26 protein-coding genes are annotated in these 24,632 nt (G+C 71.0%); 24 read left to right on the top strand and 2 right to left on the bottom strand.

What is annotated here, in order from left to right:
* The first annotated feature begins 278 nt into the window (after positions 1 to 278).
* From N8J89_RS33880 to N8J89_RS33790, 19 genes are all read left to right on the top strand, one after another.
* Positions 279 to 875, top strand: a complete 597-nt coding sequence (locus N8J89_RS33880) for an AAA family ATPase (RefSeq protein ID WP_283661038.1) — start codon at positions 279 to 281, stop codon at positions 873 to 875.
* A 60-nt stretch (positions 876 to 935) separates the two neighbouring features.
* Positions 936 to 2,492 carry a signal recognition particle protein gene (gene ffh / locus N8J89_RS33875; protein ID WP_252481989.1) on the top strand — a complete coding sequence of 519 codons (1,557 nt, stop codon included), beginning with the start codon at positions 936 to 938 and terminating at the stop codon, positions 2,490 to 2,492.
* Entirely contained in the window at positions 2,489 to 3,574 is a 1,086-nt protein-coding gene (locus tag N8J89_RS33870) for an amidohydrolase family protein (RefSeq protein WP_283661037.1), read from the top strand. The genes ffh and N8J89_RS33870 overlap by 4 nt, the downstream gene beginning before the upstream one ends.
* A gap of 16 nt (positions 3,575 to 3,590) precedes the next feature.
* Entirely contained in the window at positions 3,591 to 4,715 is a 1,125-nt protein-coding gene (locus N8J89_RS33865; RefSeq protein WP_283661036.1) for a CPBP family intramembrane glutamic endopeptidase, read from the top strand.
* A 72-nt stretch (positions 4,716 to 4,787) separates the two neighbouring features.
* Positions 4,788 to 5,600: a CPBP family intramembrane glutamic endopeptidase gene (locus N8J89_RS33860; protein ID WP_283661035.1), complete on the top strand. Its 813-nt coding sequence runs from the start codon at positions 4,788 to 4,790 to the stop codon at positions 5,598 to 5,600.
* Entirely contained in the window at positions 5,597 to 6,349 is a 753-nt protein-coding gene (locus N8J89_RS33855) for a LamB/YcsF family protein (protein WP_283661034.1), read from the top strand. Before N8J89_RS33860 ends, N8J89_RS33855 begins: the two co-directional genes overlap by 4 nt.
* Before the next feature lie 175 nt (positions 6,350 to 6,524).
* On the top strand, positions 6,525 to 6,995 hold the full coding sequence (rpsP, locus tag N8J89_RS33850) for a 30S ribosomal protein S16 (RefSeq protein WP_252481993.1): 471 nt from the start codon (positions 6,525 to 6,527) through the stop codon (positions 6,993 to 6,995).
* Entirely contained in the window at positions 6,992 to 7,231 is a 240-nt protein-coding gene (locus N8J89_RS33845; RefSeq protein WP_086789136.1) for an RNA-binding protein, read from the top strand. Before rpsP ends, N8J89_RS33845 begins: the two co-directional genes overlap by 4 nt.
* A gap of 20 nt (positions 7,232 to 7,251) precedes the next feature.
* Entirely contained in the window at positions 7,252 to 7,770 is a 519-nt protein-coding gene (gene rimM, locus N8J89_RS33840) for a ribosome maturation factor RimM (protein WP_283661033.1), read from the top strand.
* A gap of 12 nt (positions 7,771 to 7,782) precedes the next feature.
* Positions 7,783 to 8,541 (top strand): tRNA (guanosine(37)-N1)-methyltransferase TrmD, encoded by a 759-nt coding sequence (gene trmD, locus N8J89_RS33835; RefSeq protein WP_283661032.1) that lies wholly within the window; start codon positions 7,783 to 7,785, stop codon positions 8,539 to 8,541.
* Between the two features lie 172 nt (positions 8,542 to 8,713).
* The gene (rplS, locus tag N8J89_RS33830; RefSeq protein ID WP_283661031.1) at positions 8,714 to 9,073 is read left to right on the top strand and encodes a 50S ribosomal protein L19; all 360 of its coding nucleotides are present in this window, start codon (positions 8,714 to 8,716) and stop codon (positions 9,071 to 9,073) included.
* A gap of 33 nt (positions 9,074 to 9,106) precedes the next feature.
* Positions 9,107 to 10,030 carry a signal peptidase I gene (gene lepB, locus N8J89_RS33825; protein ID WP_449724980.1) on the top strand — a complete coding sequence of 308 codons (924 nt, stop codon included), beginning with the start codon at positions 9,107 to 9,109 and terminating at the stop codon, positions 10,028 to 10,030.
* A 2-nt stretch (positions 10,031 to 10,032) separates the two neighbouring features.
* The gene (locus tag N8J89_RS33820; protein WP_502868360.1) at positions 10,033 to 10,896 is read left to right on the top strand and encodes a ribonuclease HII; all 864 of its coding nucleotides are present in this window, start codon (positions 10,033 to 10,035) and stop codon (positions 10,894 to 10,896) included.
* Positions 10,893 to 11,216: a DUF2469 domain-containing protein gene (locus tag N8J89_RS33815; RefSeq protein WP_086790123.1), complete on the top strand. Its 324-nt coding sequence runs from the start codon at positions 10,893 to 10,895 to the stop codon at positions 11,214 to 11,216. Before N8J89_RS33820 ends, N8J89_RS33815 begins: the two co-directional genes overlap by 4 nt.
* A 168-nt stretch (positions 11,217 to 11,384) precedes the next feature.
* Complete coding sequence (locus N8J89_RS33810; RefSeq protein ID WP_283661030.1) at positions 11,385 to 11,786, top strand: YraN family protein; 402 nt, start codon at positions 11,385 to 11,387, stop codon at positions 11,784 to 11,786.
* Between the two features lie 507 nt (positions 11,787 to 12,293).
* Positions 12,294 to 13,808: a YifB family Mg chelatase-like AAA ATPase gene (locus N8J89_RS33805; protein ID WP_283661029.1), complete on the top strand. Its 1,515-nt coding sequence runs from the start codon at positions 12,294 to 12,296 to the stop codon at positions 13,806 to 13,808.
* Positions 13,809 to 14,113: 305 nt separating this feature from the next.
* Entirely contained in the window at positions 14,114 to 15,262 is a 1,149-nt protein-coding gene (gene dprA / locus N8J89_RS33800; RefSeq protein WP_283661028.1) for a DNA-processing protein DprA, read from the top strand.
* A 216-nt stretch (positions 15,263 to 15,478) separates the two neighbouring features.
* Positions 15,479 to 16,564 carry a tyrosine-type recombinase/integrase gene (locus tag N8J89_RS33795; protein ID WP_283661027.1) on the top strand — a complete coding sequence of 362 codons (1,086 nt, stop codon included), beginning with the start codon at positions 15,479 to 15,481 and terminating at the stop codon, positions 16,562 to 16,564.
* 232 nt (positions 16,565 to 16,796) lie between these two features.
* Entirely contained in the window at positions 16,797 to 17,543 is a 747-nt protein-coding gene (locus N8J89_RS33790; protein ID WP_449725007.1) for a FliA/WhiG family RNA polymerase sigma factor, read from the top strand.
* 540 nt (positions 17,544 to 18,083) lie between these two features.
* Here the strand turns inward: N8J89_RS33790 and N8J89_RS33785 are convergent.
* Positions 18,084 to 19,136 carry a murein hydrolase activator EnvC family protein gene (locus tag N8J89_RS33785; protein WP_283661025.1) on the bottom strand — a complete coding sequence of 351 codons (1,053 nt, stop codon included), beginning with the start codon at positions 19,134 to 19,136 and terminating at the stop codon, positions 18,084 to 18,086.
* Between the two features lie 457 nt (positions 19,137 to 19,593).
* On the opposite strand from N8J89_RS33785, the gene rpsB reads away from it, so the two are divergent.
* The 5 genes from rpsB (at position 19,594) to N8J89_RS33760 (ending at position 23,754) form a co-directional block, all read left to right on the top strand.
* Positions 19,594 to 20,430 carry a 30S ribosomal protein S2 gene (gene rpsB, locus N8J89_RS33780; RefSeq protein WP_252486123.1) on the top strand — a complete coding sequence of 279 codons (837 nt, stop codon included), beginning with the start codon at positions 19,594 to 19,596 and terminating at the stop codon, positions 20,428 to 20,430.
* A gap of 98 nt (positions 20,431 to 20,528) precedes the next feature.
* The gene (gene tsf / locus N8J89_RS33775) at positions 20,529 to 21,344 is read left to right on the top strand and encodes a translation elongation factor Ts (RefSeq protein WP_283661024.1); all 816 of its coding nucleotides are present in this window, start codon (positions 20,529 to 20,531) and stop codon (positions 21,342 to 21,344) included.
* 132 nt (positions 21,345 to 21,476) lie between these two features.
* On the top strand, positions 21,477 to 22,217 hold the full coding sequence (pyrH, locus tag N8J89_RS33770) for a UMP kinase (RefSeq protein ID WP_252486169.1): 741 nt from the start codon (positions 21,477 to 21,479) through the stop codon (positions 22,215 to 22,217).
* A 72-nt stretch (positions 22,218 to 22,289) separates the two neighbouring features.
* Positions 22,290 to 22,847 carry a ribosome recycling factor gene (gene frr / locus N8J89_RS33765; protein ID WP_252486125.1) on the top strand — a complete coding sequence of 186 codons (558 nt, stop codon included), beginning with the start codon at positions 22,290 to 22,292 and terminating at the stop codon, positions 22,845 to 22,847.
* Between the two features lie 124 nt (positions 22,848 to 22,971).
* Complete coding sequence (locus N8J89_RS33760) at positions 22,972 to 23,754, top strand: phosphatidate cytidylyltransferase (protein WP_283666313.1); 783 nt, start codon at positions 22,972 to 22,974, stop codon at positions 23,752 to 23,754.
* On the opposite strand, the gene N8J89_RS33755 is transcribed toward N8J89_RS33760, so the two are convergent.
* Positions 23,751 to 24,569 (bottom strand): VOC family protein, encoded by an 819-nt coding sequence (locus N8J89_RS33755; RefSeq protein WP_283661023.1) that lies wholly within the window; start codon positions 24,567 to 24,569, stop codon positions 23,751 to 23,753. The genes N8J89_RS33760 and N8J89_RS33755 overlap by 4 nt on opposite strands.
* Positions 24,570 to 24,632: the final 63 nt, after the last annotated feature.

Genomic DNA, 24,632 nt, shown 5'->3' with positions numbered 1-24,632 from the left:
GGCTGCCTAGCGGGACGTAGGTGGTTCTACCCAGGCCGGATCACGGCCCATCACGCTGCGCTGACCTGCGCGAATCGGTCAGGCTGAGCACCGTGACGCGGTTCGGGGACCACGGTGGGGAGCCGTGGCAGGAGGCCAGAGCGTCACAAGCGGAGAGCCGGTGGCGGCCCGGCAGAGGGGTCCAGGCCGCCACCGGTGCTCTCCAGACTCAACCTGTTGACCCGCTGTCGATGGGCTGTGGGCGGAACGTCCGGGTTGGCCCCGTACGTTGTTCAAGTGTGGACAGCACCGGCGTGACCTCGAGCCGCCCCGGCATCGGACCACTCGTGGTCCGCGCGGGCCCCCGCGACCTGATGCTGCTGGCCGGCCTACCCGGCGCGGGCAAGTCCTCGCTGCTCCGCAAGCTGCGCGCCAGCGGCCCGTACACCGTGCTCGACTCCGACCAGGTCCGCGACCCGCTGGCGGCCCGGCTGCCGAACCTGCCCTACCGCTGCTACCGCCCGCTGGTGCACCTGCTGCACCACCTGCGCATCATCTGGGCCGCGCTCACCACCAGGGGACCGGTGCTCGTGCACGAGCCCGCCACCAGGGTCATCACCCGCAGCTGGCTGTCCGTGCTGGCCCGGCTCACCGGCCGCACGCCGCGGATGCTGTGGCTGGAGGTCACCCCCGAACAGGCGCGCACCGGACAGCGCGAACGCGGCCGGGTCATCCCGGCGCACTCCTTCGCCAAGCACGTGCGCCGCGCGCTGCGGATCAGCGCCCGGCTCACCGCCGGACGCCCGCTGCGGGGCTGGCCGAAGGCCACCGTGATCTACCGCAGCGACGTCGCCAACGGGCTGAAACTGGAGTTGGTGGGTTCGCGGTCGAGCTGACGGCTAGCCTTAGGGGCAGGAACTCTGTTGCCGTCCTGACCCCGCTGGAGCCCGTGACCCGTGTTCGACAACCTCTCCGACCGCCTCACATCGGTCCTGAAGAACCTGCGCGGCAAGGGCAAGCTGTCCGACGCCGACATCGACGCGACCTGTCGCGAGATCAGGATCGCACTGCTCGAGGCCGACGTGGCGCTGCCCGTCGTGCGCACCTTCATCGCGCAGATCAAGGAGCGGGCCAAGGGCGCCGAGGTCTCCCAGGCGCTCAACCCGGCCCAGCAGGTCGTCAAGATCGTCAACGAGGAGCTGGTCGCCATCCTCGGCGGCGAGACCCGGCGGCTGAACCTGGCCAAGACCCCGCCCACGGTGATCATGCTCGCCGGTCTGCAGGGCGCGGGTAAGACCACCCTGGCCGGCAAGCTGGCCAAGCACCTGGCCGGGCAGAACCACACCCCGCTGCTGGTCGCCTGCGACCTCCAGCGGCCCAACGCGGTCAACCAGCTCCAGGTGGTCGGCCAGCGCGCGGGCGTGCCGGTGTTCGCGCCGGAGCCCGGCAACGGCGTTGGCGACCCGGTCGCGGTGGCCAGGCAGGCCATCGAGGAAGCCCGCAAGTCCCAGCACGACCTGGTCATCGTCGACACCGCCGGCCGCCTCGGCGTCGACGAGGAGCTGATGAAGCAGGCCGCCGACATCCGCGACGCGGTGCAGCCCGACGAGGTGCTGTTCGTGGTCGACGCGATGATCGGCCAGGACGCGGTCAGCACCGCGACCGCCTTCCAGGAGGGCGTCGGCTTCACCGGCGTCGTGCTGACCAAGCTCGACGGCGACGCCCGCGGTGGCGCCGCGCTCAGCGTCCGCGAGGTCACCGGCCAGCCGATCATGTACGCCTCCAACGGGGAGAAGCTGGAGGACTTCGACGTCTTCCACCCCGACCGGATGGCCAGCCGCATCCTCGGCATGGGCGACGTGCTCACCCTGATCGAGCAGGCCGAGCAGGTCTTCGACGCGCGCGAGGCGGAGAAGCAGGCGCAGAAGCTCGGCGCCGGCGAGCTGACCCTGGAGGACTTCCTCCAGCAGATGATGGCCGTGCGCAAGATGGGCCCGCTGTCCAACATCCTCGGCATGCTGCCCGGCGCCGGGCAGATGAAGGACGCCATCGCCCAGGTCGACGAGAAGCACCTGGACCGCGTGCAGGCGATCATCCGCGGCATGACCCCGGCCGAGCGGTCCGACCCGAAGATCATCAACGCCTCGCGGCGGCAGCGCATCGCCAAGGGCTCCGGCGTGCCGGTCAGCGAGATCAACAACCTGGTCAACCGCTTCTTCGACGCGAAGAAGATGATGCAGCAGATGGCCGGTCGCTTCGGCATCGGCGGCGGCAGCGCCACCAGGGGCGGCGGCAAGGGCCGCAAGGGCAAGAAGGGGAAGAAGGGCAAGGGCCCGACCCCGCCCAAGATCCGCGGCGGCTTCCCCGGCATGGGCGGCATGCCCGGCTTCCCCGGCGGCATGCCCGACCTCTCCGGCATGCCCAAGGGGCTCAACGAGCTGCCCCCGGCGCTGTCCAACATGGACCAGCTGCCGCCCGGTTTCGACCCCTCGAAGCTGAAGTTCGACAAGTGACGCAGGCTCGACCCCCGTTCCACCTGCGCGGCGTCCTCCTGCCGGAGGGCGAGCACCGGGACCTGTGGATCGCGGACGGGCTCGTCTCGCACGAGCCCGTCCGCGACGCGGTGACCCTGGCCGAGGGCGGCTACCTGCTGCCCGGCCTGGTCGACGCGCACTGCCACGTGGGCCTGGGTCCCAGCGGCGCGGTCGAGCTGCCCGAGGCGGCCGAACAGGCCGAGACCGACCGGGACGCGGGCACCCTGCTGATCCGCGACTGCGGCTCCCCGCTGGACACCCGCCCGTTGCAGGAGCGCGAGGACCTGCCCCGGATCATCCGCGCCGGCAAGCACATCGCCCGCCCCAAGCGCTACATCCCCTATGTCAGCGCCGACCTGGAGCACGAGGAGCTGCTGCCGGCCACCGTGGCCGAGCAGGCGGCCTACGGCGACGGCTGGGTCAAGCTGGTCGGCGACTGGATCGACCGGAGCACCGGCGACCTGGCCCCGCTCTGGTCGGACGAGGTCCTCACCGAGGCCATCGCCGTCGCGCACGCCGCGGGCGCTCGGGTCACCGCGCACGTGTTCTCAGAGGACGCGGTCCCCGGCCTGGTCAACGCGGGCATCGACTGCATCGAACACGGCACCGGCCTCACCGGGGACACCATCGCCGAGATGGCCAGGCGCGGCACCGCCCTGGTGCCCACCCTGATCAACATCGAGACCTTCCCCGGCATCGCGGCCAAGGCGGGCAAGTACCCCCGCTACGCCGAGCACATGCGCGCCCTGCACGCCCGCAACGACGCCACCGTGGCCGCCGCGATCGAGGCGGGCGTCCCGGTCTACGCGGGCACCGACGCCGGCGGCGGCATCAAGCACGGCCGCATCGCCGACGAGATCGCCGCCCTGCGCCGCGTCGGCATGACCGCCGAAGCCGCCATCGGCGCCGCCTCCTGGTCCGCCCGCGCCTGGCTGGGCAGGCCCGCGCTGGCCCACGGCGCCCCCGCGGACCTGGTCGTCTACGCCGAAGACCCCCGAGCCGACCTGCGGGTGCTGCGCGCCCCGGAGCTGGTCGTGCTGGGCGGCCACCCGTACACCTGACCCGGCGGAGGACCAGATGACAGGTGCGCCACACCAGGACGACGAGGCCACACCACCCACCGGCTTCGCCCGTCCCGCCACCCAACCCGCGCCCCCGGCCGCGCAGGCCCCGCCCGCGGCCGCACCCGCGCCCAGCAGCCCGCCCGCGCCTGCCGCACCTCCCGTCGCCCAGCTCCCACCCGGCCTCGGCGACCCACCAGCCACCTTCCCGGCCCTCACCCACCCCCCGGCGTCCCCCGCCACCCCACCCGGCCTGGACCAGCTCCCGGCCACCGCACCCCCACCCCCGGCCCCCTCGCCCGCCTTCACCCCGATCCAGGCCACCCAACCCCCGTCCTGGTCCGCCTACTCCGCCCCCATGCGCGGCGTCGACCAGAACCAGAACCCCTACCTGCACCCCCGCTTCTACGAGGCGCAACAGGTCGCCGCCACCCGCACCAGCGTGCACTGGGGCATCCTGGTCTTCGTCCTCGGCTACGGCGCCTTCCACCTGGTCGGACTGGTGATCAGCTCGGTGATGGCCGGCCAGGTCAGCGGCTTCGACCCGGCCGAGCCCCCGGTGCTCGGCCCGCTGCTGCTGCTCTCCTTCGTGCCCAACCTGTTCCTCGGCCTGGTTCCGGCCATCGCCAGCTGGTGGAAGGGCAGCGGCCTGCGCCGCGACTTCGGCATCGTGCCCACCCTGCGCGACGTCAAGGTCGGCCTGGTCTGCGGCGTGATCTCCATCGGCGCCGCCTTCCTGATCAACCTGATCGTGTTCGGCCTGCGCGGCGAGCCCTCCGCCCCGTCGAGTGGCCTGGTCGCCACCAACGAGGGACGCACGATCTGGCTGGCCCTGTTCGCGCTGTTCCTGTTCCTCGGCGCCCCGCTCACCGAGGAGCTGCTGACCAGGGGCGCGCTCTGGGGCGCGCTGGAGCAGTACCGGGTGCCCAGGTTCGCCATCCTGGTGCTCACCGCGCTGGTCTTCTCGCTCATGCACCAGGAGCCCGAACGCACCCTCGGACTGTTCGCCCAGGGCATCGCGATGGGCTGGGCCAGAATGCTCACCGGACGGATCGGCGCCAGCATCGTGGCGCACGCGGTGAACAACCTGCTGCCGGCCGCGTTGATCTTCTTCGCGGCGGACCTCGTACAGGGCGGCTGAACCGGGTAGTCCTACTGGCTAAGGTGGGACAGTTCTTCCCGATCGCAACCCCCCAGCTGTTCGGAGGCGCCCGTGAACGCATCGCAGACGCCGGAGCCGTTGGGCGAACCCCCGGCCGCACTCCGGTGGTGGACGACGTTGCGCTCCCTCGGCGAGCGTCCTGCCGATGCGCTCTTCGACACCCCGGCCAAGCCGCACAAGTGGGGCTTCGGCGCCTTCCTGATCTCCTTCGGCGCGTTCCTGCTGGTCTCGGTCACGCTCAGCGCCCTGTTCCGGCCCGCCCCCGGCGACCGGATCGGCCCGCTGGAGCTGGTCGCGGTGCTGTCCCTGCCCACCCTGACCGGCGCGCTGGTCGCGGTGCTGATCACCGTGGTGCGCGGCAACGGCCCGCTGGCCGACCTGCGGCTGCGCTGGAACTGGCGGCACGCCAGCATCGGGCTGGCCATCGGCGCGATCGCCCTGGTGCCCACCCTCTACGCCACCCGGCTCTGGGCCGCCTGGGTGGGCAACGACCAGGCCACCTCCGCGGTCGGCAAGGTGCTCGACGGGGTGTCCATGTCCCCGGTGCTGGCCGCGATCGTGTTCCTGCACCTGTGGCTGGTCGGCCCGCTCTGCGAGGAGATCGTCTACCGCGGCCTGCTGTGGGGCGCGGTGGAACGGCTCGGCTGGGGCCGCTGGGCCGCGTTCGTGCTCAGCACCATGGTCTTCGCGGTCGCCCACTTCGAGCCGGAACGCACCCCGCTGCTGCTGTTCATCGCCATCCCGATGGGCCTGGCCAGGATGTACACCGGCGGCCTGCTGGCCAGCATCGTGGTGCACCAGGTCAACAACCTGCTGCCCGCGCTGGGCATGCTGCTGATCATGACAGGGGTGATCCCGGCGTGAGGCTGGACCTCAACAGCGACCTCGGCGAGGGCTTCGGCATCTGGCGGCTGGGCGATGACGAGGCACTGCTGGCGGTGGTCACCTCGGCGAACGTGGCCTGCGGCTTCCACGCCGGCGATCCGGCCACCATGCGCAGGGTCTGCCAGGCCGCGACCGCCGCCGGGGTCGCGGTCGGCGCCCAGGTCTCCTACCGCGACCTGGCCGGGTTCGGCCGCCGGTTCATCGACGCCGACCCGGCCGAGCTGGCCGACGAGGTGCTCTACCAGATCGGCGCGCTGTCCGCCTGCGCCCGCGCGGCCGGCACCGAGGTCCGCTACGTCAAGCCGCACGGCGCGCTCTACAACGCCGTGGTGCACCACGAGGCCCAGGCCGCCGCCGTGGTCGCCGGGGTGCGCGCCTTCGGCGAGCTGCCCGTGCTCGGCCTGCCCGGTTCCCGGCTGCTCGCCGCCGCCGAGGCCGCCGGACTGCCCGCGGTGCAAGAGGCATTCGCCGACCGCGGCTACACCCCGGAGGGCACCCTGGTGCCGCGCGGTCAGCCCGGCGCGCTGCTGACCAGCACCGAGGACGTGGTCGAGCGCGCGGTGCGACTGGCCGAGCGCGGCGAGATCCTCGCGGTGGACGGGTCCGTGCTGGTCAGCGGCGCGCGCTCGCTCTGCCTGCACGGGGACACCCCCGGCGCGGTCGCGCACGCGGTCGCGGTCCGGGCCGCGCTGACCGAGGCCGGCGTCACCCTCACCGCCTTCGCCTGACCCCGAATTCGTCCCCCCGCCACCCCATCTGGCACAATGGCTGGCTGTCCGCCATGGTCGGTCCCTCTCACCGTGCCACGGCTCCGACAACCGAGCGCACCGCCCCCGCAACCCCACGCGGGCAGGCAGGCGCTCACCCGTGAGCAGCACAGAATTTCGAGGAGCACCGCTACCCGTGGCCGTCAAGATCAAGCTCATGCGCCTTGGCAAGATCCGCCAGCCGTACTACCGCATCGTGGTCGCCGACGCACGCACCCGCCGCAACGGCAAGGCGATCGAGACGATCGGCAAGTACCACCCCAAGGACGAGCCGAGCTTCATCGAGGTCAACGCCGAGCGTGCGGCGTACTGGCTGGGTGTCGGCGCGCAGCCGACCGAGCCCGTGCAGCGCCTGCTCGAGCTGACCGGTGACTGGCAGAAGTTCAAGGGCCTGCCGGCCCCCGCCGAGGGCACCCTGAAGGTCAAGGAGCCCAAGGCCGACAAGAAGGCGCTGTTCGAGGCCGCGCTCGCCGCCGCTGGCGACGAGCCGTCGACCGACGCCACCACCCCGAAGCAGAAGAAGGCCCCGAAGAAGGCCGAGAAGGCCGCCGACGAGGCCCCCGCGTCCGCCGAGGGCGCCGAGAAGGCTGAGGACGCCGGCGCATGACGGTACTCGCGGACGCTCTCGAGCACCTGGTCCGCGGCATCGTCGACCACCCGGACGACGTGCGCGTCCAGCTGATCACGACCCGCCGCGGGCGAACCCTCGAGGTGCACGTGCACCCCGAGGACCTCGGCAAGGTGATCGGCAGGGGCGGTCGCACGGCGACCGCGCTGCGCACCGTCATGTCCGGCATCGGCGGCCGGGGCCTCCGGGTCGACGTCGTCGACACCGACCGCTGAGCACCGCGGACGTCATCTCCGTGAGCACCGAAGTGGTCGTCGGGCGCATCGCCCGGTCGCACGGCATCCGCGGCGAGCTCGTCGTGGACGTGCACACCGACGAGCCGGACGACCGGTTCGCCATCGGCACCGTCCTGACGGGCAAGCCCCGTCAGGGCGCGTCCAGGAGCCTCACCATCACAGCCGCCCGGCCACACGCCGGGCGGCTGCTGGTGACCTTCGAGGGCGTGGCCGACCGTTCCGCCGCGGACGCCCTCCGCGGGGTCCTGCTCACCGTCCCGGTCAGCGAGCTGCCCGAGATCACCGAGCCGGACGCCTTCTACGACCACCAGCTGGAGGGCCTGGCCGCGGTGGACACCACCGGAGCCGCCATCGGCGTGGTCCGCGAGGTCCTGCACGGCCCGGCAGGCGAGCTGCTCGTGCTCGACGCCGACGGCGCCGAACTGCTCGTGCCGTTTGTCAGGGCCATCGTGCCGGAGGTCGACCTCCAAGGCCGCAGGGTTGTCATCGACCCACCCGAAGGCCTCTTCGACCAGTAGAAACGAACGCGCGTGCGCCTGGACGTCATCACCATCTTCCCCGAGTACGTCGCCCCGCTGCGCGAGGCGCTGCTCGGCAAGGCCCTCGACCGCGGCCTCATCCAGCTCGGCGTGCACGACCTGCGGAACTACGCGCACGACGTGCACCGCTCGGTCGACGACAGCCCCTACGGCGGCGGTCCGGGCATGGTGATGAAGCCGCAGGTCTGGGGCGAGGCCCTGGACGACATCTGCCCGGCCGAGCCCGCGCCCCGGCTGATCGTGCCCACGCCGGCGGGCCGCCCGTTCACCCAGGCCATGGCCCAGGCCTACGCCAGGGAAGAGCACCTGGTCTTCGCCTGCGGCCGCTACGAGGGCATCGACCAGCGCGTGGTCGACGCCGCCTCGGCGCGGATGCCGGTGGACGAGGTCTCCATCGGCGACTACGTGCTCATCGGCGGCGAGGCCGCGGTGCTGGTCATGGTCGAGGCCGTGGTCCGGCTGCTGCCGGGGGTGCTGGGCAACCAGGCCTCGCACGAGCAGGACTCCTTCTCCGACGGCCTGCTGGAAGGCCCCAGCTACACCAGGCCCGAGGTCTGGCAGGGCCTGCCGGTGCCGGAGGTGCTCCGCTCCGGCAACCACGCCGCGATCAACCGCTGGCGCCGCGACCGCGCCCTGGAGCGCACCTACCACCGCCGCCCCGACCTGCTGGCCGCGCTGACCGAGGACGCGCTGGACAAGCACGACCGGAAGCTGCTCGACCAGCTGCGCGCCCAGGACCACCAGTCCTGACCAGGTCGATTTCGTGCCCGACTACCCCGTCTGGCACACTGGACAGGTTGCTGCTGCCGGTCGCTGACCGGCGCGCACACCGGAAGCTCACCCCTGACGGGCCCTCTCGCGGACACGGCGACGGACCTAGGGCGTAAGTGAGAACTCTGAGAATGACGAGGACGGAACACCCATGAACACCCTGGACGCTCTGGACGCCCAGTCGCTGCGTTCTGACATCCCGGAATTCCGACCGGGCGACACGCTGAAGGTGCACGTTCGCGTCATCGAGGGTTCTCGTGAGCGCGTCCAGGTGTTCCAGGGCGTGGTCATCCGCCGCCAGAACGGTGGCATCCGCGAGACCTTCACCGTCCGCAAGGTCTCCTTCGGCGTCGGCGTCGAGCGCACCTTCCCGGTGCACTCCCCGAACCTGGCCAAGATCGAGCTGGTGACCCGCGGCGACGTGCGCCGGGCCAAGCTCTACTACCTGCGCGAGCTGCGCGGCAAGGCCGCGAAGATCAAGGAGAAGCGGGACACGGTCCCCGCCAAGTGATCGGGGCGAAGTCCCGTCACGTAGCCTGACTTGGTGGCCGACATCGTGGCTTCCCAGCCTCAGCACAACGATCCGGATGACTCCACCCCCGCCCACGGCACCCCGCGTGCCGGGGCCGGGGCAACGGAGGAGAAGCCCTTCCATACGAAGAAGCCCAAGAAAAAGGGCTCCTTCTGGAAGGAGTTGCCGATCCTGATCGTGGTCGCGCTGCTGCTCACCTTCCTGATCCAGGAGTTCCTGGCCCGGGTGTACGTGATCCCGTCGCAGTCGATGGAGCAGACCCTCCACGGCTGCGCCGGGTGCACGAACGACCGGGTGCTGGTCGACAAGGTGACCTACCGCTTCAGCAACCCCGAGCCGGGTGACGTCGTGGTCTTCCGCGGCCCCGACTCGTGGAGCCCGGAGATCGTGGGGTCCCGCTCGTCGAACTCCTTCGTCCGCTGGCTGCAGGGCCTCGGCTCGTTCATCGGCCTCGCGCCGCCGGACGAGCGGGACTTCGTCAAGCGGGTGATCGCGGTCGGCGGGCAGACGGTGCAGTGCTGCGACGACCAGAACCGGCTGCTGGTCGACGGCAAGCCGCTGACCGAGCCGTACCTGTACTGGGAGGCCGACCGCGGCGGTCCCGAGGACCAGACCCGGTTCGGCCCGATCACGGTGCCGCAGGGCCATCTCTGGATGATGGGCGACAACCGGAACAACTCCTCGGACTCCCGTGCCGAGGGCCACGGTCCGGTGCCGGTGGACAACGTGATCGGCAAGGCGCAGGTCATCGTGCTGCCGCCGAGCCGCTGGCAGGGCATCGACGACCCGAACCCGCAGGCCGTCGCCCTCGGTGCCGCGCCGTGGCAGGCGGGGATTCCCGCCGGGGTCGGCATCGCGGGCGCGGTGCCCACGCTCTGGCTGATCCGCCGGGGCCTACGGCCGCTGCGTTCGCGGCAGAAGCGGGAACGCGACTGACCATGGCAGGGGCGAGGACGCGTCCGGCCGGTCGCGCCCATGATCGCCGCGCCGCGCCACCCGCCGAGCTGCCCTGCCCACCGCGCGCGGTGGTCCGTGGCAGCTCGGGCAACTGGGCCTTGCAGGCCGCGCTGGACCGGCGCGGCCTTGGCCCGGTGGCCGGGGTGGACGAGGCGGGCCGGGGCGCCTGTGCCGGACCGCTGGTGGTGGCGGCCTGCGTGCTGCGGCCGGGTGACGTCCGCCGGTTCGAGGGCCTGACCGACTCCAAGCTGCTCACTCCGGCCGCCCGCGACCGGATGTACGACCTGGTGCTGGACCGGGCGCTGGCGCACTCCGTGGTGGTGATCGACCCGGCCGAGGTCGACGCACTGGGCATCCACGTGGTGAACCTGGAGGGCATGCGCCGGGCGGTGGCCCGACTGGCCACCCACCCCGGTTACGTGCTCACCGACGGCTTCCGGGTGCCCGGCCTGACCGCGCCGAACATGCCGGTGGTCAAGGGCGACCAGGCGGTGGCCTGCGTGGCCGCGGCCAGCGTGCTGGCCAAGGTCACCAGGGACCGCATCATGACCGAGCTGCACCAGAAGTGGCCGCGGTACGGCTTCGAGGTGCACAAGGGCTACTGCACCGCGGAGCACAGCGCGGCACTGCGGGCGCACGGCCCGATCGACGAACACCGGTGGAGCTACGCGAACGTCATCGCGGCCGCCGCCGAACACGGCATGACCCCGCCCCGGCGGGTGAAAACCGGACTGCTCGCGACCGCCCGAAACGGCGTAGCCCCAGTAGTCCAGAATGTGTTGGTTCCACCAGGACGCCTCGCTGAGGAGGCGGCAGTGTCACGACGAGGGGTCGAAGGCGGATGAGCGCGGAGGATCTCGAGAAGTACGAGACCGAGATGGAGCTTCAGCTCTACAAGGAGTACCGCGACATAGTCGGTCAGTTCGCCTACGTCGTGGAGACCGAGCGGCGGTTCTACCTGGCCAACGCGGTGGACGTGCAGGTGCGCAACGCCGACGGCGAGGTCTACTTCGAGGTGCGCATGTCGGATGCGTGGGTGTGGGACATGTACCGCCCCGCACGGTTCGTGAAGAACGTCCGGGTGATCACCTTCAAGGACGTCAACGTCGAGGAGCTGGACAAGCCAGACCTCCGCCTCCCCGAATCCGGCCCCTTCGGCCAATAGCACACCCCCGCCCCACCCCCGCCCAAGATCGCGACCTATCCACACCCCCCGGGTCCCCACCCCGCCACCCACCCACTTATCCACACCCCGCCCCACCCCACCTGGCATTCCCCACCCGCTCCCACCAGGGTCGAAGAAGACACCCCGTCCTCCGACCCAGGAGCCCCCATGCCCCCCACGGCCACCCTCACCGCAACCCTGGAATCCCGCGCCACCGCCCACAACAAGACCCTGGGCCGCCGCGGCGAGGCCCTGGCCGCGCAATACCTGGAGTCCCAGGGCCTGACCATCCTGGACACCAACTACACCTGCCGCCACGGCGAGCTGGACCTCATCGCCACCGACGGCAAAACCCTCATCGTCTGCGAGGTCAAAACCCGCAGCGACCCGGCCTTCGAGCCCCCCGCCGCCGCCCTGACCCCCCGTCAGGCCCGCCGCATCCGCGAAACCACAGAATCCTGGCTCGCCCTGCACCACGTCCCCTGGGTCCCCATCCGCTGCGACCTCATAGCCATCCAATGGCCCCCAGGCGACCCCCCAATCCTCGACCACCGCCGCGCCATCCTCTAGCGCGCCACCGGCCGCCCCAGCCTGCCCACTGGCACTTCTCCGAGGCGTCCACCCGAGGTAGCAGCCCCCTTCTCGCCCCTCCGCACGCCCTTCACCCAGCCGAGCCACCAACAGTGCCTCGGCCACCCCCGCACGCCTTCAGCACTCCCCGGCCCCTCCCACCCAAGCCACTCACCCCTCCTCCCCGCCCCAACATCCCCAACGCCCTCCCATCTTCTCTGTCACCCCAACGTCTCTCCCCGCCCTCAACCTCCTCCTTCCCGCCTTCTCCGCCGCGCCGACACCTTCCACCACCCCATCTCCTCCCTCCCCTCCTCATCTGCCACACCGCCCCCTCCCACCCACCCATCCACCCATCCACCCATTCCTCCACCCGCCCACCGCTTCCGCTCTCCCCTCCGCCCGTCCCCGCCCCCTCCGACCCTCCCGTCTCTCCCGCCTCCTTCCTCCTCTCTTCTCCCTCCTCCCTTCCCTTCCCTTCCCTTCGCACTGCCTGGAGTTGCCCTCATGCCCCCGGCCAGAGCTTGGTCCGTAGCCCTCTTCGGCGTGGACGGCCTCCTCGTCGAGATCGAGGCCGACCTCGGCGGCGGTCGCCCTGGCGTACAGATCGTCGGCCTCCCCGACACCGCGCTCCAGCAGTCCAAGGAGCGGGTCAGGGCCGCTGTCTGCAACAGCGAAGAACCCTGGCCCGAGCGGAAGATCACCTTCGCCCTGTCACCCGCCGCCCTGCCCAAGACCGGTGCGGGCTACGACCTCGCCCTGGCCTGCGTGGCCCTCGCCGCCGCGGCCGCCATCCCCCAGGAGGCGCTCGACTCCACCGCCCTGCTCGGCGAACTGGCCCTGGACGGCAGGCTCCGCCCTATCCGCGGCGTCCTCCCGTCCCTGCTCGCCGCCCGGCGCGCGGGCATCCGCCGAGCCGTGGTGCCCACGCCCACACTTCCCGAGGCGGGCCTGGTGTCCGACCTGGACGTCTACGGTGCCAACACCCTCGCCGAAGTCCTCCGCTGGCTCCGCGGCCAAGCCGACCTGCCCACCCCGCCACCCACCACCGGCGCGCCCACAACCCCCTGCCCCGACCTGGCCGACGTCCTCGGCCAACCCGAGGCCCGCTGGGCACTCGAGGTCGCCGCCGCCGGCGGCCACCACCTCCTGCTCGTCGGCCCACCCGGTACCGGCAAGACCATGCTCGCCGAACGCCTCGTCGGCCTGGTGCCTCCCCTGACCAGCGAACAGTCCCTCGAGGTCACCGCCATCCACTCGCTGGCAGGCACCCTGTCCCCGGAGTCGCCGCTGGTCACCAGCCCGCCGTTCGTCGCCCCGCACCACTCCGTCTCGGTCGCCGGACTGATCGGCGGCGGCTCCGGCCTGGCCAAACCCGGTGCGATCAGCACCGCCCACCACGGAGTCCTGTTCATCGACGAGGCCGGCGAGCTCGGCCCGCAACGCCTGGAGTCCATGCGCACCGCACTGGAACAGGGCGAGGTCCGCCTGGCCCGCCGCGACGGCCTGGTCCGCTACCCATCCCGCTTCCAACTCGTCCTGGCCACCAACCCTTGTCCCTGCGCCCCACCCCGCGACAGCGAATGCGTCTGCCTGCCCCCAGCCCGCCGCCGGTACGCCGCCCGCCTGTCCGGCCCCCTGCTGGACCGGGTCGACCTCCAGGTCCGCATGCGCCCGCTCACCCACATGCACGTCGACCCCGACAACCCACCCGAGAACACCACCACCGTCCGCGAACGAGTCCTGGCCGCCCGCGAGCGTGCCCAGCACCGCTGGGCCAAACAAGGCTGGCTCAACAACGCCTCCGTCCCCGGCCAAGCCCTGCACCGCGAGTTCGCCCTGCCCAAATCGGCCACCACCCTGCTCGACAGATCCCTAGCCCACGGCCTCCTCTCCGGCCGAGGAGCCGACCGCTGCCTCCGAGTCGCCTGGACCCTGTGCGACCTCGACGAAGCCACCCGCCCCACCAGCGACCACGTAGCCGCCGCCCTGGAGTTCCGCGACCGAGCCGCCCGCCCCTGAACACCAACTCACCCGCCCCCGGCCTCCCCTCCGTCCCCCACAACACCCAAGTCCGCCACTAACCGTCCGAAGCCCCACTAACCGTCCGAAGCCCCACCGCCTGCCCAAAGGCCCACCAATCGCCCGAAGCCCCGCCGACCGCCCGAACTCCGGCCGACTGTGCGGACTCCTACCGACCGCCTGAACTCCTACCGACCGCCTGAACTCCCGCCGATCGCCGAACTCTCACCGATCGCCCGAACTCCCACCCACCGCCCGATTTCGCACCGACTGCCCGATGTCCCCACCAGCCCGTCAGGAGCCCCGTGAGCGTGGATGCCTCCCGCCTGCGCCTCGCCCGCGCCTATCTCTCGCGAGTCGCCGAACCCCCAGCCCCCGCGCTGCACCGCCTCATCAGTGAAGTGGGCCCGGTGGAAGCCGCCGACCGCGTCCACCGCGGCGACGTTCCAGAGCCCGTCGCCAGGACGACCGAGTCCCGGCGCAACGCGTTCCGTCCTCGTGATGATCTGGCCGCGGCCGCCGCCATCCAGGCCCGCTTGCTCATCCCGGAGGATCCCGACTGGCCCAGTTGGCAGTTCTCCAGCTTCATCGCCGCCGCGGCCCAGGGCTCCGAGGATGCCGTGCCGCCGTTGGCGCTGTGGGTGCGCGGCGATGCCTCGCTCGCCGGTCTGGTCGAACGCGCCGTCTCGGTCGTCGGCTCCCGCTCGGCGACCCCGTACGGCGAGGTGGTTGCCACCGAGCTAGGCATCGGACTGGCCGAGTTGGGCGTCACCGTCGTCTCCGGCGCGGCGATGGGCATCGACGGCGCTGCCCACAGTGGCGCGATCATCGGCAACGGACGCACCGTGGCCGTGGTCGCCTGCGGCCTGGACATCCCGTACCCGCTGGACCACCTCAGCCTGTTCCGCCGGATCGTCACCCGCGGCGGCTTGGTGATCAGCGAATACCCACCCGGCGTCAAACCAGCCAAGCACCGCTTCCTGATCCGGAACCGGCTCATCGCGGCCCTCGGCGGCGGCACCGTCGTGGTCGAAGCCGGTATCCGCAGCGGTGCCACGAACACCGCCGCACACACCCGCGCGCTGGGACGCCCGCTGATGGCCGTGCCCGGTCCGGTCAACTCGGCCATGTCGGTCGGCTGCCTCGCCCTGCTCCGCTCCGGCCACGCCGTCCCGGTCGGCACCGCGGCCCAGGTGATCGAAGCCTCCGGCCGCATTGGGATCGACCTGTCCGACACCCCGGAAGGCCCCCGCAAGGACACCGACGGCCTGGAACCCCACGCACTCCGCGTGCACGAGGCGTTGCCAGAACGAGCCGGAATGAGCGCGGAAGAAGTAGCCATCGAGTCCGGGTTGCCCCTAAGTCGGGTCAGAGGACTACTCCCCGCATTGGAACTCGCCGGACTTGCCCAGAGGGGCGACGAGGGTTGGCATCGGCAGCGAGCCAATAGATGATCAAAGTGCGAGCACGGGCCAGGTCAGCGACCCGAAACTGTTGGGCGGCACCACTTGACCGAGTCCGTCCGACCGCGCAGCGTGTGAGGTCGAGGCCGCCGCCCGCCAGGCGTGCCACGAGGGAGGAATGGCATGCCGACCCCGCGAGGGGACCGCCGTCGGGCCACCACAACGGCGTCCGCGCGTGCCCAGCTCCCCGCCCCACTGGCGAGGTCCGTGGCCGAGTTCGAACGCCACCTGATCCTGGAACGCGACGTCTCCCCGCACACGGCCCGCGCCTACCTGAGCGACGTGGTCTCTCTGCTGACCCACTTCACTCACGGCCCCACGGCCTCCGCCGCAGCACCGACCAGCCCACCCGCTGCGACGGCGCCCCCTGCTGCCCTTGACGCTGAGGGTGACGCCAACGCCGCTGCCGCTGGCGATGCCGCTACCGGTGGCGATGCCGACGGCGACGGCGGTGCTGGTGGGGACGTCGGTGCCGGTGCCAGCGCCAGGGCGGGTGTGGGCGGCAGTGGTGGCGACGCGCCGGATCTGCGCGCGCTGGATCTCGACGAGCTGCGTGCCTGGCTCGCGGACCAGCGGGCCGGCGGGGCCAGTCGGACCACGCTCGCCCGCCGTGCCGCGGCGGCCCGGACGTTCACCGGATGGGCGGCCAAGGCGGGTTACCTGGACAACGATCCGGGGCCTCGGCTGGCCTCCGCGCGGCCGCATCGGCACCTGCCGACGGTGCTTCGCGCTGATCAAGCCACCGCCGCGATGGAGGCTTCGGCGTCCGGGGCTGCGGAGGGTGATCCGGTCGCTCTGCGTGATCACGCGATCGTGGAACTCCTGTACGCCACTGGAGTTAGGGTGGCGGAACTCTGTGGGTTGGACGTGGGCGATATTGATCACGCACGGCGTGTCGCACTGGTCATGGGCAAGGGCGGCAAGCAGCGTTCTGTCCCGTACGGGGTGCCCGCGGACCGGGCGATTCGTGCCTGGTTGGAGCGCGGTCGGCCGCAACTTGTCTGTGCCGCTTCACATGCGGCGTTGTTCCTCGGCGCGCGCGGTGGCAGGCTCGATCCCAGAGTGGTGAGGAGGGTGGTGCACGACATGGTCGGTTCCGTGCCGGGCGCCGCCCCGATTGGGCCGCACGGGTTGCGTCATTCCGCGGCGACCCATCTCCTGGAAGGCGGAGCGGACCTCCGCAGCGTTCAGGAACTGCTCGGTCACGCTACGCTCGCAACGACTCAGCTCTACACCCACGTCACCGTCGAACGGCTGAAGGCGATACATGACCGAACCCACCCCCGTTCCTGACGATGCCGGGGGAGGTTTCCGCACAGCGACCGTGTCAACGGCGTCCTCCCCGCAGGCCCGCTCCGCCCACCTCGGACGGGCTCGTCGTCACGGCGTTGACGACAGCACGGCGCCCAGGCAGGGGCGCGGTGCCGGGACCTCCGGCGGACACGGCCACCCGCCCGAGCCGGAGGCCGCCGAGCAGGCCGCCCCGCTCGGCGAACAGCGCAGCGCCGACGATGTCGAGGCCGGCATCGTCGCGTTGTGGCGCGCCTACGGCGTGGCCCGCGAGCAGTCGCTCCGGGACCGCTTGGTGCTCCATTACGCGCCACTGGTCAAGTACGTGGCCGGTCGGGTCGGCACGGGGCTGCCGTCCTACGTCGACGTCGCCGACCTGGTGCAGTCCGGGGTGTTCGGGCTGGTCGACGCGATCGAGAAGTTCGAGCCGGAACGTGGGCTGAAGTTCGAGACCTACGCCATGCAGCGCATCCGCGGCGCGATCCTGGACGACCTGCGCGCCCAGGACTGGGTGCCCCGTTCGGTGCGCAGCCGCGCCAGGGACGTCGAACGCGCCCTGGAACGCCTCGAAGCACGGCTCCAGCGCACCGCCACCGACCTGGAACTGGCCGACGAGCTCGGCGTCACCAGCGACGAGCTCCGCGACCTGTTCGCCCAGCTCCAGCTGACCAGCGTGGTCGCGCTGGACGAGCTGATCGCCGCTGGCCGGGGCACCGCCTCGTTGGCCGAGACCCTGCCTGACGACCGCGCCGAGGACCCGGTCGCCGCCCTGGTCGACCAGGACGGCCGCCGCCAGCTGGCCGACGCGATCGCCCAGCTCTCCGAACGCGACCGAGTCGTGGTCACGCTCTACTACTTCGAGAACCTGACCCTCGCGGAGATCGGTCGCGTCCTGGGCGTGACCGAGTCCCGCGTCTGCCAGCTGCACACCCGAGCGGTGCTGCGCCTGCGCACCAAGATGGCGGAGCAGGCCGAGGCCTGACGGACCTGACGCGGTGACCGCGCCGCGATCGTTCCGCTCGTCCGAGCATCTTGCGTCGGGCACCGGTTGTGGGCTGGCTCAGCCCGGATCGGTGGCGGGGGTTCGGTGGTGCGTGGAGTTGTCTGGGTAGATGGCTGGTTGGACTCCTTCGGTTGTGCTGGCTTGGGAAGCCTCGCCCGGCTGGGGTCTCCGGGAGTGGGTTCCGGGCCGAGGGTGGGGACGCTGGCGAGTAGTTGCCGCTGGGGCAACAACTCTTCGCCTGGATTGGCGTCGGAGCGGGCCTGGCGCTGAGTTGTGTTGTTCGTGGGATTAGGTCGGAGTTTGCGGGCTGGTTGATGCCGGTCTGCTTGTTCGGGGTGTCCTGGTTCGGGTGTTGGCGTCGGTGTGGGCTCGCCATCGACGGGGTGTTCGGGTCAGGAATGGGGCTGGGGCTCGAGTTTCAGTTTCTGGTGGGGCGGGAGAGGCCGGAGTTGGGCTTGCCCGGGCGGGCGTTGGCCGGGAACTGGGCTGAGATCGGGCTTGCCGGTTACTGGTGACGGGTCAGGCTGGGTGGGGAACGCAGCGAGGTTGGGACGGGGCGTTGTTCGGCGTGTCTGGGCTGTCTCCAGATGACCATTTGCCTGCATGGCAAGGGTGATCCCAATGGGTGATTTTGGGAGATTGATCGGATTGGGCTTGGCAGGGGCGTCGGGGAATGGGTTGGGGCGGGCGGGATTGAGGTTGGGCGGCTGTGTGGTGGGGCGGGGGTTGATCTGGCGTCGGAGAGGACCGCTGGGGTTGGCGAGCCGGGTGGAGAGTTGGGGGTTGGGGGAGAGTCGGGTCGGAGGTCGGGCGAGGTGGCGAGTTGGTGTTGGACCGGTCGCCGGTCGTGGGGTCGGGGGATTGGGGGTTGGGTCGGGTGCCGGGCGCGGAGTTGGAGGTTGTGCCGGGTGCTGGGGGCCGGTGCGGGGTTGTGGCTGAGCTGAGAGCTGGGTTGCGGGTGGAATGAGGTGCCGGGGTCGACGTTGGGCCGGGTGCTGGGAGGGGCTGGGGGCGGCGCTTGGCCTGGGGCTGGGGCTGGGGCGGGGCGGGGGTTGGGCGGGGCAAGGGGAGGAGGCGGAGGGTGGGGCGGGTTAGGAGGTGGAGGGGATTTAGGTAGGTGTGGTGGCGGCGTAGGCCCCAGTGCAGGCAGGCGGGGGCTGGGCAGCCGGGGTGGCCTGGGGTGAGGTGGCCGAGGGGGGTTGCGGTGGGGATGTGCTGGCCTTTGCGGACCTGGGGTGTCAGGGGTTCGTAGGTGGTGTGCAAGCCGTTGGGGTGGTGGAGGGTGACCACGCCCCGGCCGGCTACCGGGCCGGCGAAGGTGACCACGCCGGTGGCGGCGGCGAGGACTGGGGTGCCTGGTGGGGCGCCCAGGTCTATGCCGCGGTGGCCGGGGCCGTAGCGGTGCTGCGGCGGGGTGAACCGCCGCAGCACCGGCGGCCGACCGGGGAGCGGCCAGGTCCACCTCGTGCTGGCGGGAGACAGCGAGGGTGGGGTGGCGCTGCGGACCGCGGTCGGGTCTGCCCCGGCCACCGCGCAACCGGCCAGGGCCGCCGTCAGCAGGGCGAGGGCCATCGCCGCTATGACGGGGTGCACCACGAGGGCCGTCCTGACGGGGGCGGGGGTTGGCGTCAGGGCGGGGGTGGTGACTGGCGGGGTGGGGGTGGAGTGGGGCATGGGATTCAGGGTGGTGGGGGCGGGAGTGGGGGGCCAGGGGGTGGGAGGGGGGCTGTGGACAGGTGGGGAATTGTGGATAGGTCGCGATCTTGGGCAGGGGGGATTCGGAGTTGGGGTGGGTGTGGGCGTATGCTTTGAGCGCGGCCCGTCTGTATGCGGGTTGACTTCGCGTGTCAGCGCAGGTCTCACCAGATGAGACGCGTGGCCCGGTGGTCCTGGATCTTCCGCAGGTGGGAAGGCCCGGGTTCGGGCGGCGGCCCTGACACCAGGGCGAGGGACCGCCCGGTTCCTCGCGACAACCATCCCGCGTGCGGGTTTATCCAGCACGCCTGAGAACACGAGGTGTCATCCGGCTATGGCCGTCGTCACCATGAGGCAGCTGCTCGACAGCGGCGTGCACTTCGGGCACCAGACTCGTCGCTGGAACCCGAAGATGAAGCGCTACATCTTCACCGAGCGCAACGGTATCTACATCATCGACCTTCAGCAGACGCTGACCTACATCGACCGGGCCTACGAGTTCGTCAAGGAGACGGTCGCCCACGGCGGCACCATCCTGTTCGTCGGCACGAAGAAGCAGGCGCAGGAGGCCATCGCCTCCCAGGCCCTGCGGGTCGGCATGCCCTTCGTCAACCAGCGCTGGCTGGGCGGCATGCTCACGAACTTCTCCACCGTGCACAAGCGTCTTCAGCGCCTCAAGGAGCTGGAGTCGATGGAGCAGACCGGTGGCTTCCAGGGTCTCACCAAGAAAGAGATCCTGATGCTCACCCGTGAGAAGGACAAGCTGGAGAAGACCCTCGGCGGTATCCGCGACATGGCCAAGGTGCCGAGCGCGGTGTGGATCGTGGACACCAAGAAGGAGCACATCGCCGTCGGCGAGGCCCGCAAGCTGGGCATCCCGGTCGTGGCGATCCTGGACACGAACTGCGACCCCGACGAGGTCGACTTCCCGATCCCGGGCAACGACGACGCGATCCGGTCGGCCGCGCTGCTGACCAAGGTCGTCGCTGAAGCCGCGGCCGCCGGCCTGATGGCCCGTTCCGGCCAGGGCAAGGCTGCCGAGGGCGAGGACAAGCCCGGCACCGCTGAGGAGCCGCTGGCCGAGTGGGAGCAGGAGCTGCTGGTCAACGCGGGCGCTCCCGCGACCGCGGGCGCTCCCGCCGCCGCCGAGGGCGAAGCCGCCCAGTCCTGATCAACGACCTCCGCCCGGCCAACGCGCCGGGCGGAGGTTCGTCAGGCTCCTCAACCCCACGCTCCCGTTGCGTACCGAAGAAGGACGGACGACGCACGATGTCGAACTACACCGCGGCTGATGTGAAGCGGCTCCGCGAGCTGACCGCCGCCGGCATGATGGACTGCAAGAAGGCGCTCGAAGAGGCCAACGGCGACTTCGACAAGGCGGTCGAGATCCTGCGCATCAAGGGCGCCAAGGATGTCGGCAAGCGCGCCGAGCGCACCACCGCCAACGGCCTGGTCGCCGTCGCGGGCGGGGTCATGGTCGAGCTGAACTGCGAGACCGACTTCGTCGCCAAGAACAGCGACTTCCAGGCGCTGGCCGACAAGATCGTGGCCGTCGCCCAGGAGGGCAAGATCGGCGATGTCGCCGAGCTGAAGTCCGCGAAGCTGGACGAGGGCACCGTCGAGGACGCCGTGCTCGGCCTCTCCGCCCGCATCGGCGAGAAGCTGGAGCTGCGCCGGGTGGTCTCCTTCGACGGCAACGTCGCGGTCTACCTGCACAAGCGCGCCTCCGACCTGCCGCCGGCCGTCGGCGTGCTGGTGGAGTACACCGGCGCCAACGAGGACGCCGCCCGCGGCGCCGCGATGCAGATCGCCGCGATGAAGCCGCGCTACGTCACCCGTGACGAGGTGCCCGCCGAGATCGTCGCCAACGAGCGCCGGATCGCCGAGGAGACCGCGCGTGAGGAGGGCAAGCCCGAGGCTGCCCTTTCCAAGATCGTCGAGGGTCGCCTGAACGGGTTCTTCAAGGACTCCGTGCTGCTGGAGCAGGCCTCCGTGCAGGACTCCAAGAAGACCGTCAAGGCCGTGCTCGAGGCCGAGGGCGTCACCGTGACCGGCTTCGCCCGGTTCGAGGTGGGCCAGGCCTGAGCGGCCTGCCCCGATGAACACCATCTGGTCCGAACGAGGACCATGAGGCTGTGCCCCGCCTTCACCTGTGAGGGCGGGGCACAGTTTCGCAAGCAAGGGCCGCCCATGGCCTGACGAGGAGGACGGTTGACCGTGACCGCGGACGGCGCAGCACACACCGGCTACCGCAGGGTGTTGCTCAAGCTCGGTGGGGAGATGTTCGGCGGCGGCGAGGTCGGCGTCGACCCGGATGTGGTGCAGGCGGTCGCCCGGCAGATCGCCGACGTGGTCGCCACCGGCGCCCAGATCGGCGTGGTCATCGGCGGTGGCAACTTCTTCCGCGGCGCTGAGCTGCAACAGCGCGGTATGGACCGTTCCCGGGCTGACTACATGGGCATGCTCGGCACGGTGATGAACTGCCTCGCGCTGCAGGACTTCCTGGAGCGCCAGCACGGCATCGACACCCGGGTGCAGACCGCGATCACCATGGGCCAGGTCGCCGAGGCGTACATCCCGCGGCGGGCGATGCGGCACCTGGAGAAGGGCCGCGTGGTCATCTTCGGCGGCGGCGCTGGCATGCCGTACTTCTCCACCGACACCACCGCGGCCCAGCGTGCGCTGGAGATCGGCTGCGAGGTCGTGCTGATGGCCAAGGCCGTGGACGGCGTCTACACCGCCGACCCGAAGCTGGACCCCGAGGCGCAGCGGTTCGAGCACATCACGCACAGCGAGGTCCTGCGCCGCGGCCTGAAGGTGGCCGACGCGACGGCCTTCAGCCTGTGCATGGACAACAACATGCCGATCATCGTGTTCAACCTGCTGGTCGAGGGCAACATCGCGCGCGCGGTGCGCGGTGAGAAGATCGGCACACTGGTCAGCACCCCTGCCGGCTGAACGCCTCCCCAGCCGTGCTGGGATGGTGGCACAGCTACCAGTGGAGTCGGCCAACGAGACTTAGGAGCAGCCGTGATCGACGAGACCCTCCTCGATGCCGAGGAGAAGATGGAAAAAGCGGTGGCTGTGGCGAAGGAGGATCTGGCCGCGGTGCGGACCGGCAGGGCCACTCCGGCCGCCTTCTCCCGCATCGCTGTCGACTACTACGGCGCCTTCACCCCGATCAACCAGCTCGCCTCGGTGACCGTGCCGGAGGCGCGGATGGCGGTCATCAAGCCCTATGACCTGAGCCAGCTGAACGCGCTGGAGAAGGCGATCCGGGACTCCGACCTCGGCGTGAACCCGACCAACGACGGCACCATCATCCGGGTGATCTTCCCGCAGCTCTCCGAGGAGCGCCGCCGGGAGATGGTGAAGGTCGCCAAGAGCAAGGGTGAGGACGCCAAGGTCTCCATCCGCAACATCCGCCGCAAGTCCAAGGACGAGCTCGACCGCATCAGCAAGGACGGCGAGGCGGGCGAGGACGACGTGGCGCGCGCGGAGAAGGAACTGCAGACACTGACCGACAAGTACGTCGGCCAGGTCGACGTGCTGGTCAAGCACAAAGAGACCGAACTTCTCGAGGTCTGATCGGGTGTCGACCGGCGATCGTGAGGATGCGCCCGGAGCGTCGTCGGACGTTCCGGGCGCTGCTTCGTCAGCTTCTTCCGACGCCGGGCGGCCGTCGAAGGCGGGCCGCAACCTCGGTGCCGCCATCACCGTCGGCGTGCTGCTGGGCGCGGCGATCCTGGTGTCCCTGCTGACGATCAAGGAACTGTTCGTCGGCGTGGTCGCGCTGGCCGTGCTCGGCGCGACCTGGGAGCTGTCCGGGGCGCTGCGCAGGGGCGCGGGCATCGAGGTGGCCCGCTGGCCGGTGCTCATCGGCGGGCAGGCCATGGTGTGGCTGTCCTGGCCGTTCGAGCGCAACGGGCTGTTGTCGGCCTTCGTGGTGACCGTGCTGCTGATCCTGGTGTGGCGCTTCCGCGGCGGCATCAACGGCTACCTGCGCGATGTCGCCGCCTCGGTGTTCACCACCGCCTACGTGCCGATGTTCGCCGCCTTCGCCGCGATGCTGGTGGTGCCGGAGGACGGCGCGGGCCGGGTGCTGTGCTTCCTGATCGGCGTGGTCTGCTCGGACACCGGCGGCTACGCGGCCGGGGTGTTCCTCGGCAAGCACCCGATGGCGCCCTCGATCAGCCCGAAGAAGTCCTGGGAGGGCTTCGCCGGGTCGATGCTGGCCGGGGTGGTCTCCGGCGCGCTCACCCTGCCGCTGCTGCTGGACGGCGCCTGGTGGCAGGGCGTGCTCTTCGGCGCGGCCCTGGTGATCACCTCGACCGTGGGTGACCTGATGGAGTCGGTGATCAAGCGCGATCTGGGCCTGAAGGACATGGGCACGCTGCTGCCCGGCCACGGCGGCCTGATGGACCGGATGGACTCCCTGCTGCCCTCGGCCGTCGTGTCCTGGCTGCTGCTGCGCGCGTTCGTGCCCGCGCTCTAGTCATCGTAAGGATCGTCCACCGCGCTGCGCGGTTCGCTGCGCCGCGAGGTGTCGACCACGGTGAACGTGCCGCCGGTCGGGTCCTCCAGGATGGCCAGCCTGCCGAAGGGCGAGTCGAACGGCTCGTAGCTGATCTTGCCGCCCAGTTCGGCCGCGCGGAGGGCGAGCGCGTCCGTGCCGACGGCCGGGTCCACGCCGAAGTAGACCATCCAGTGCGGAGGCACCTCGTGCGGGAACTGCGCGCCCATCCGCATCCGGCCCACCAGCGGTTCGCCGTTGCGCAACCAGGTGGTGTAGTCGAAGGCGGCGCCGTCGCCGATCTGCTCCTGCCGGAAGTCGAACAGCCCGGCGAAGAAGGCGTCCGCCCGCTGCCCGTCCCTGGTGTTCAGCTCGGCCCAAGTCAGCGCGCCCGGCCTGCCGGTGGCGAAGTGCCAGCCCAGGTCGGTCTCCCAGAACCCGAGCACGCCGCCGGTCGGGTCCTTGGCCACCACCAGGTAACCCATGTCCGGCACCTGCACCGGGCCGGAGAGCACCGCGCCACCGGCGGCCTCGATGTACTTGGCCGCGACCTCGGAGTTGGTGACGTGCAGGTACAGCGTCCAGCCGAGGAAACGGGCCTGGTCGTGCTGGGCCAGGTAGACCGCGCCGACCGGTTCGCCGTCCAGGCGGGCCGTGCTGTAGCCGTTGACCTCGGGCTCGAACTGCCAGCCGAACAGGCCCGAGTAGAAGCGCTTGCAGGTCTCGGGGTCGCTGCTGGCGACATCCACCCAGCACGGGTGGCCGCCGGAGGGATCCAGCGGATCAGGGGTGTGCATGCGGGTGCTCCTTCATCGGGTGGGGACGGCCGACGGGCGTGAAGCTACGCCCGGCGGGCGACA

Source organism: Crossiella sp. CA-258035 (assembly GCF_030064675.1).
In the GTDB taxonomy this organism is placed as follows: Bacteria; Actinomycetota; Actinomycetes; order Mycobacteriales; family Pseudonocardiaceae; genus Crossiella.
The sequence above is the reverse complement of the archived record's forward strand: the minus strand, read 5'-3'. Positions and strand labels throughout refer to the sequence as shown.

What these genes read in the sequence shown, in the direction of transcription:
- N8J89_RS33865 (WP_283661036.1), top strand. Translation starts at nt 3,591, where the DNA reads ATGACAGGTGCGCCACACCAGGACGACGAGGCCACACCACCCACCGGC.
- N8J89_RS33845 (WP_086789136.1), top strand. Translation starts at nt 6,992, where the DNA reads ATGACGGTACTCGCGGACGCTCTCGAGCACCTGGTCCGCGGCATCGTC.
- rplS (WP_283661031.1), top strand. Translation starts at nt 8,714, where the DNA reads ATGAACACCCTGGACGCTCTGGACGCCCAGTCGCTGCGTTCTGACATC.
- N8J89_RS33820 (WP_502868360.1), top strand. Translation starts at nt 10,033, where the DNA reads ATGGCAGGGGCGAGGACGCGTCCGGCCGGTCGCGCCCATGATCGCCGC.
- N8J89_RS33815 (WP_086790123.1), top strand. Translation starts at nt 10,893, where the DNA reads ATGAGCGCGGAGGATCTCGAGAAGTACGAGACCGAGATGGAGCTTCAG.
- N8J89_RS33810 (WP_283661030.1), top strand. Translation starts at nt 11,385, where the DNA reads ATGCCCCCCACGGCCACCCTCACCGCAACCCTGGAATCCCGCGCCACC.
- N8J89_RS33805 (WP_283661029.1), top strand. Translation starts at nt 12,294, where the DNA reads ATGCCCCCGGCCAGAGCTTGGTCCGTAGCCCTCTTCGGCGTGGACGGC.
- N8J89_RS33785 (WP_283661025.1), bottom strand. Translation starts at nt 19,136, where the DNA reads ATGGCCCTCGCCCTGCTGACGGCGGCCCTGGCCGGTTGCGCGGTGGCC.
- rpsB (WP_252486123.1), top strand. Translation starts at nt 19,594, where the DNA reads ATGGCCGTCGTCACCATGAGGCAGCTGCTCGACAGCGGCGTGCACTTC.
- tsf (WP_283661024.1), top strand. Translation starts at nt 20,529, where the DNA reads ATGTCGAACTACACCGCGGCTGATGTGAAGCGGCTCCGCGAGCTGACC.
- N8J89_RS33755 (WP_283661023.1), bottom strand. Translation starts at nt 24,569, where the DNA reads ATGCACACCCCTGATCCGCTGGATCCCTCCGGCGGCCACCCGTGCTGG.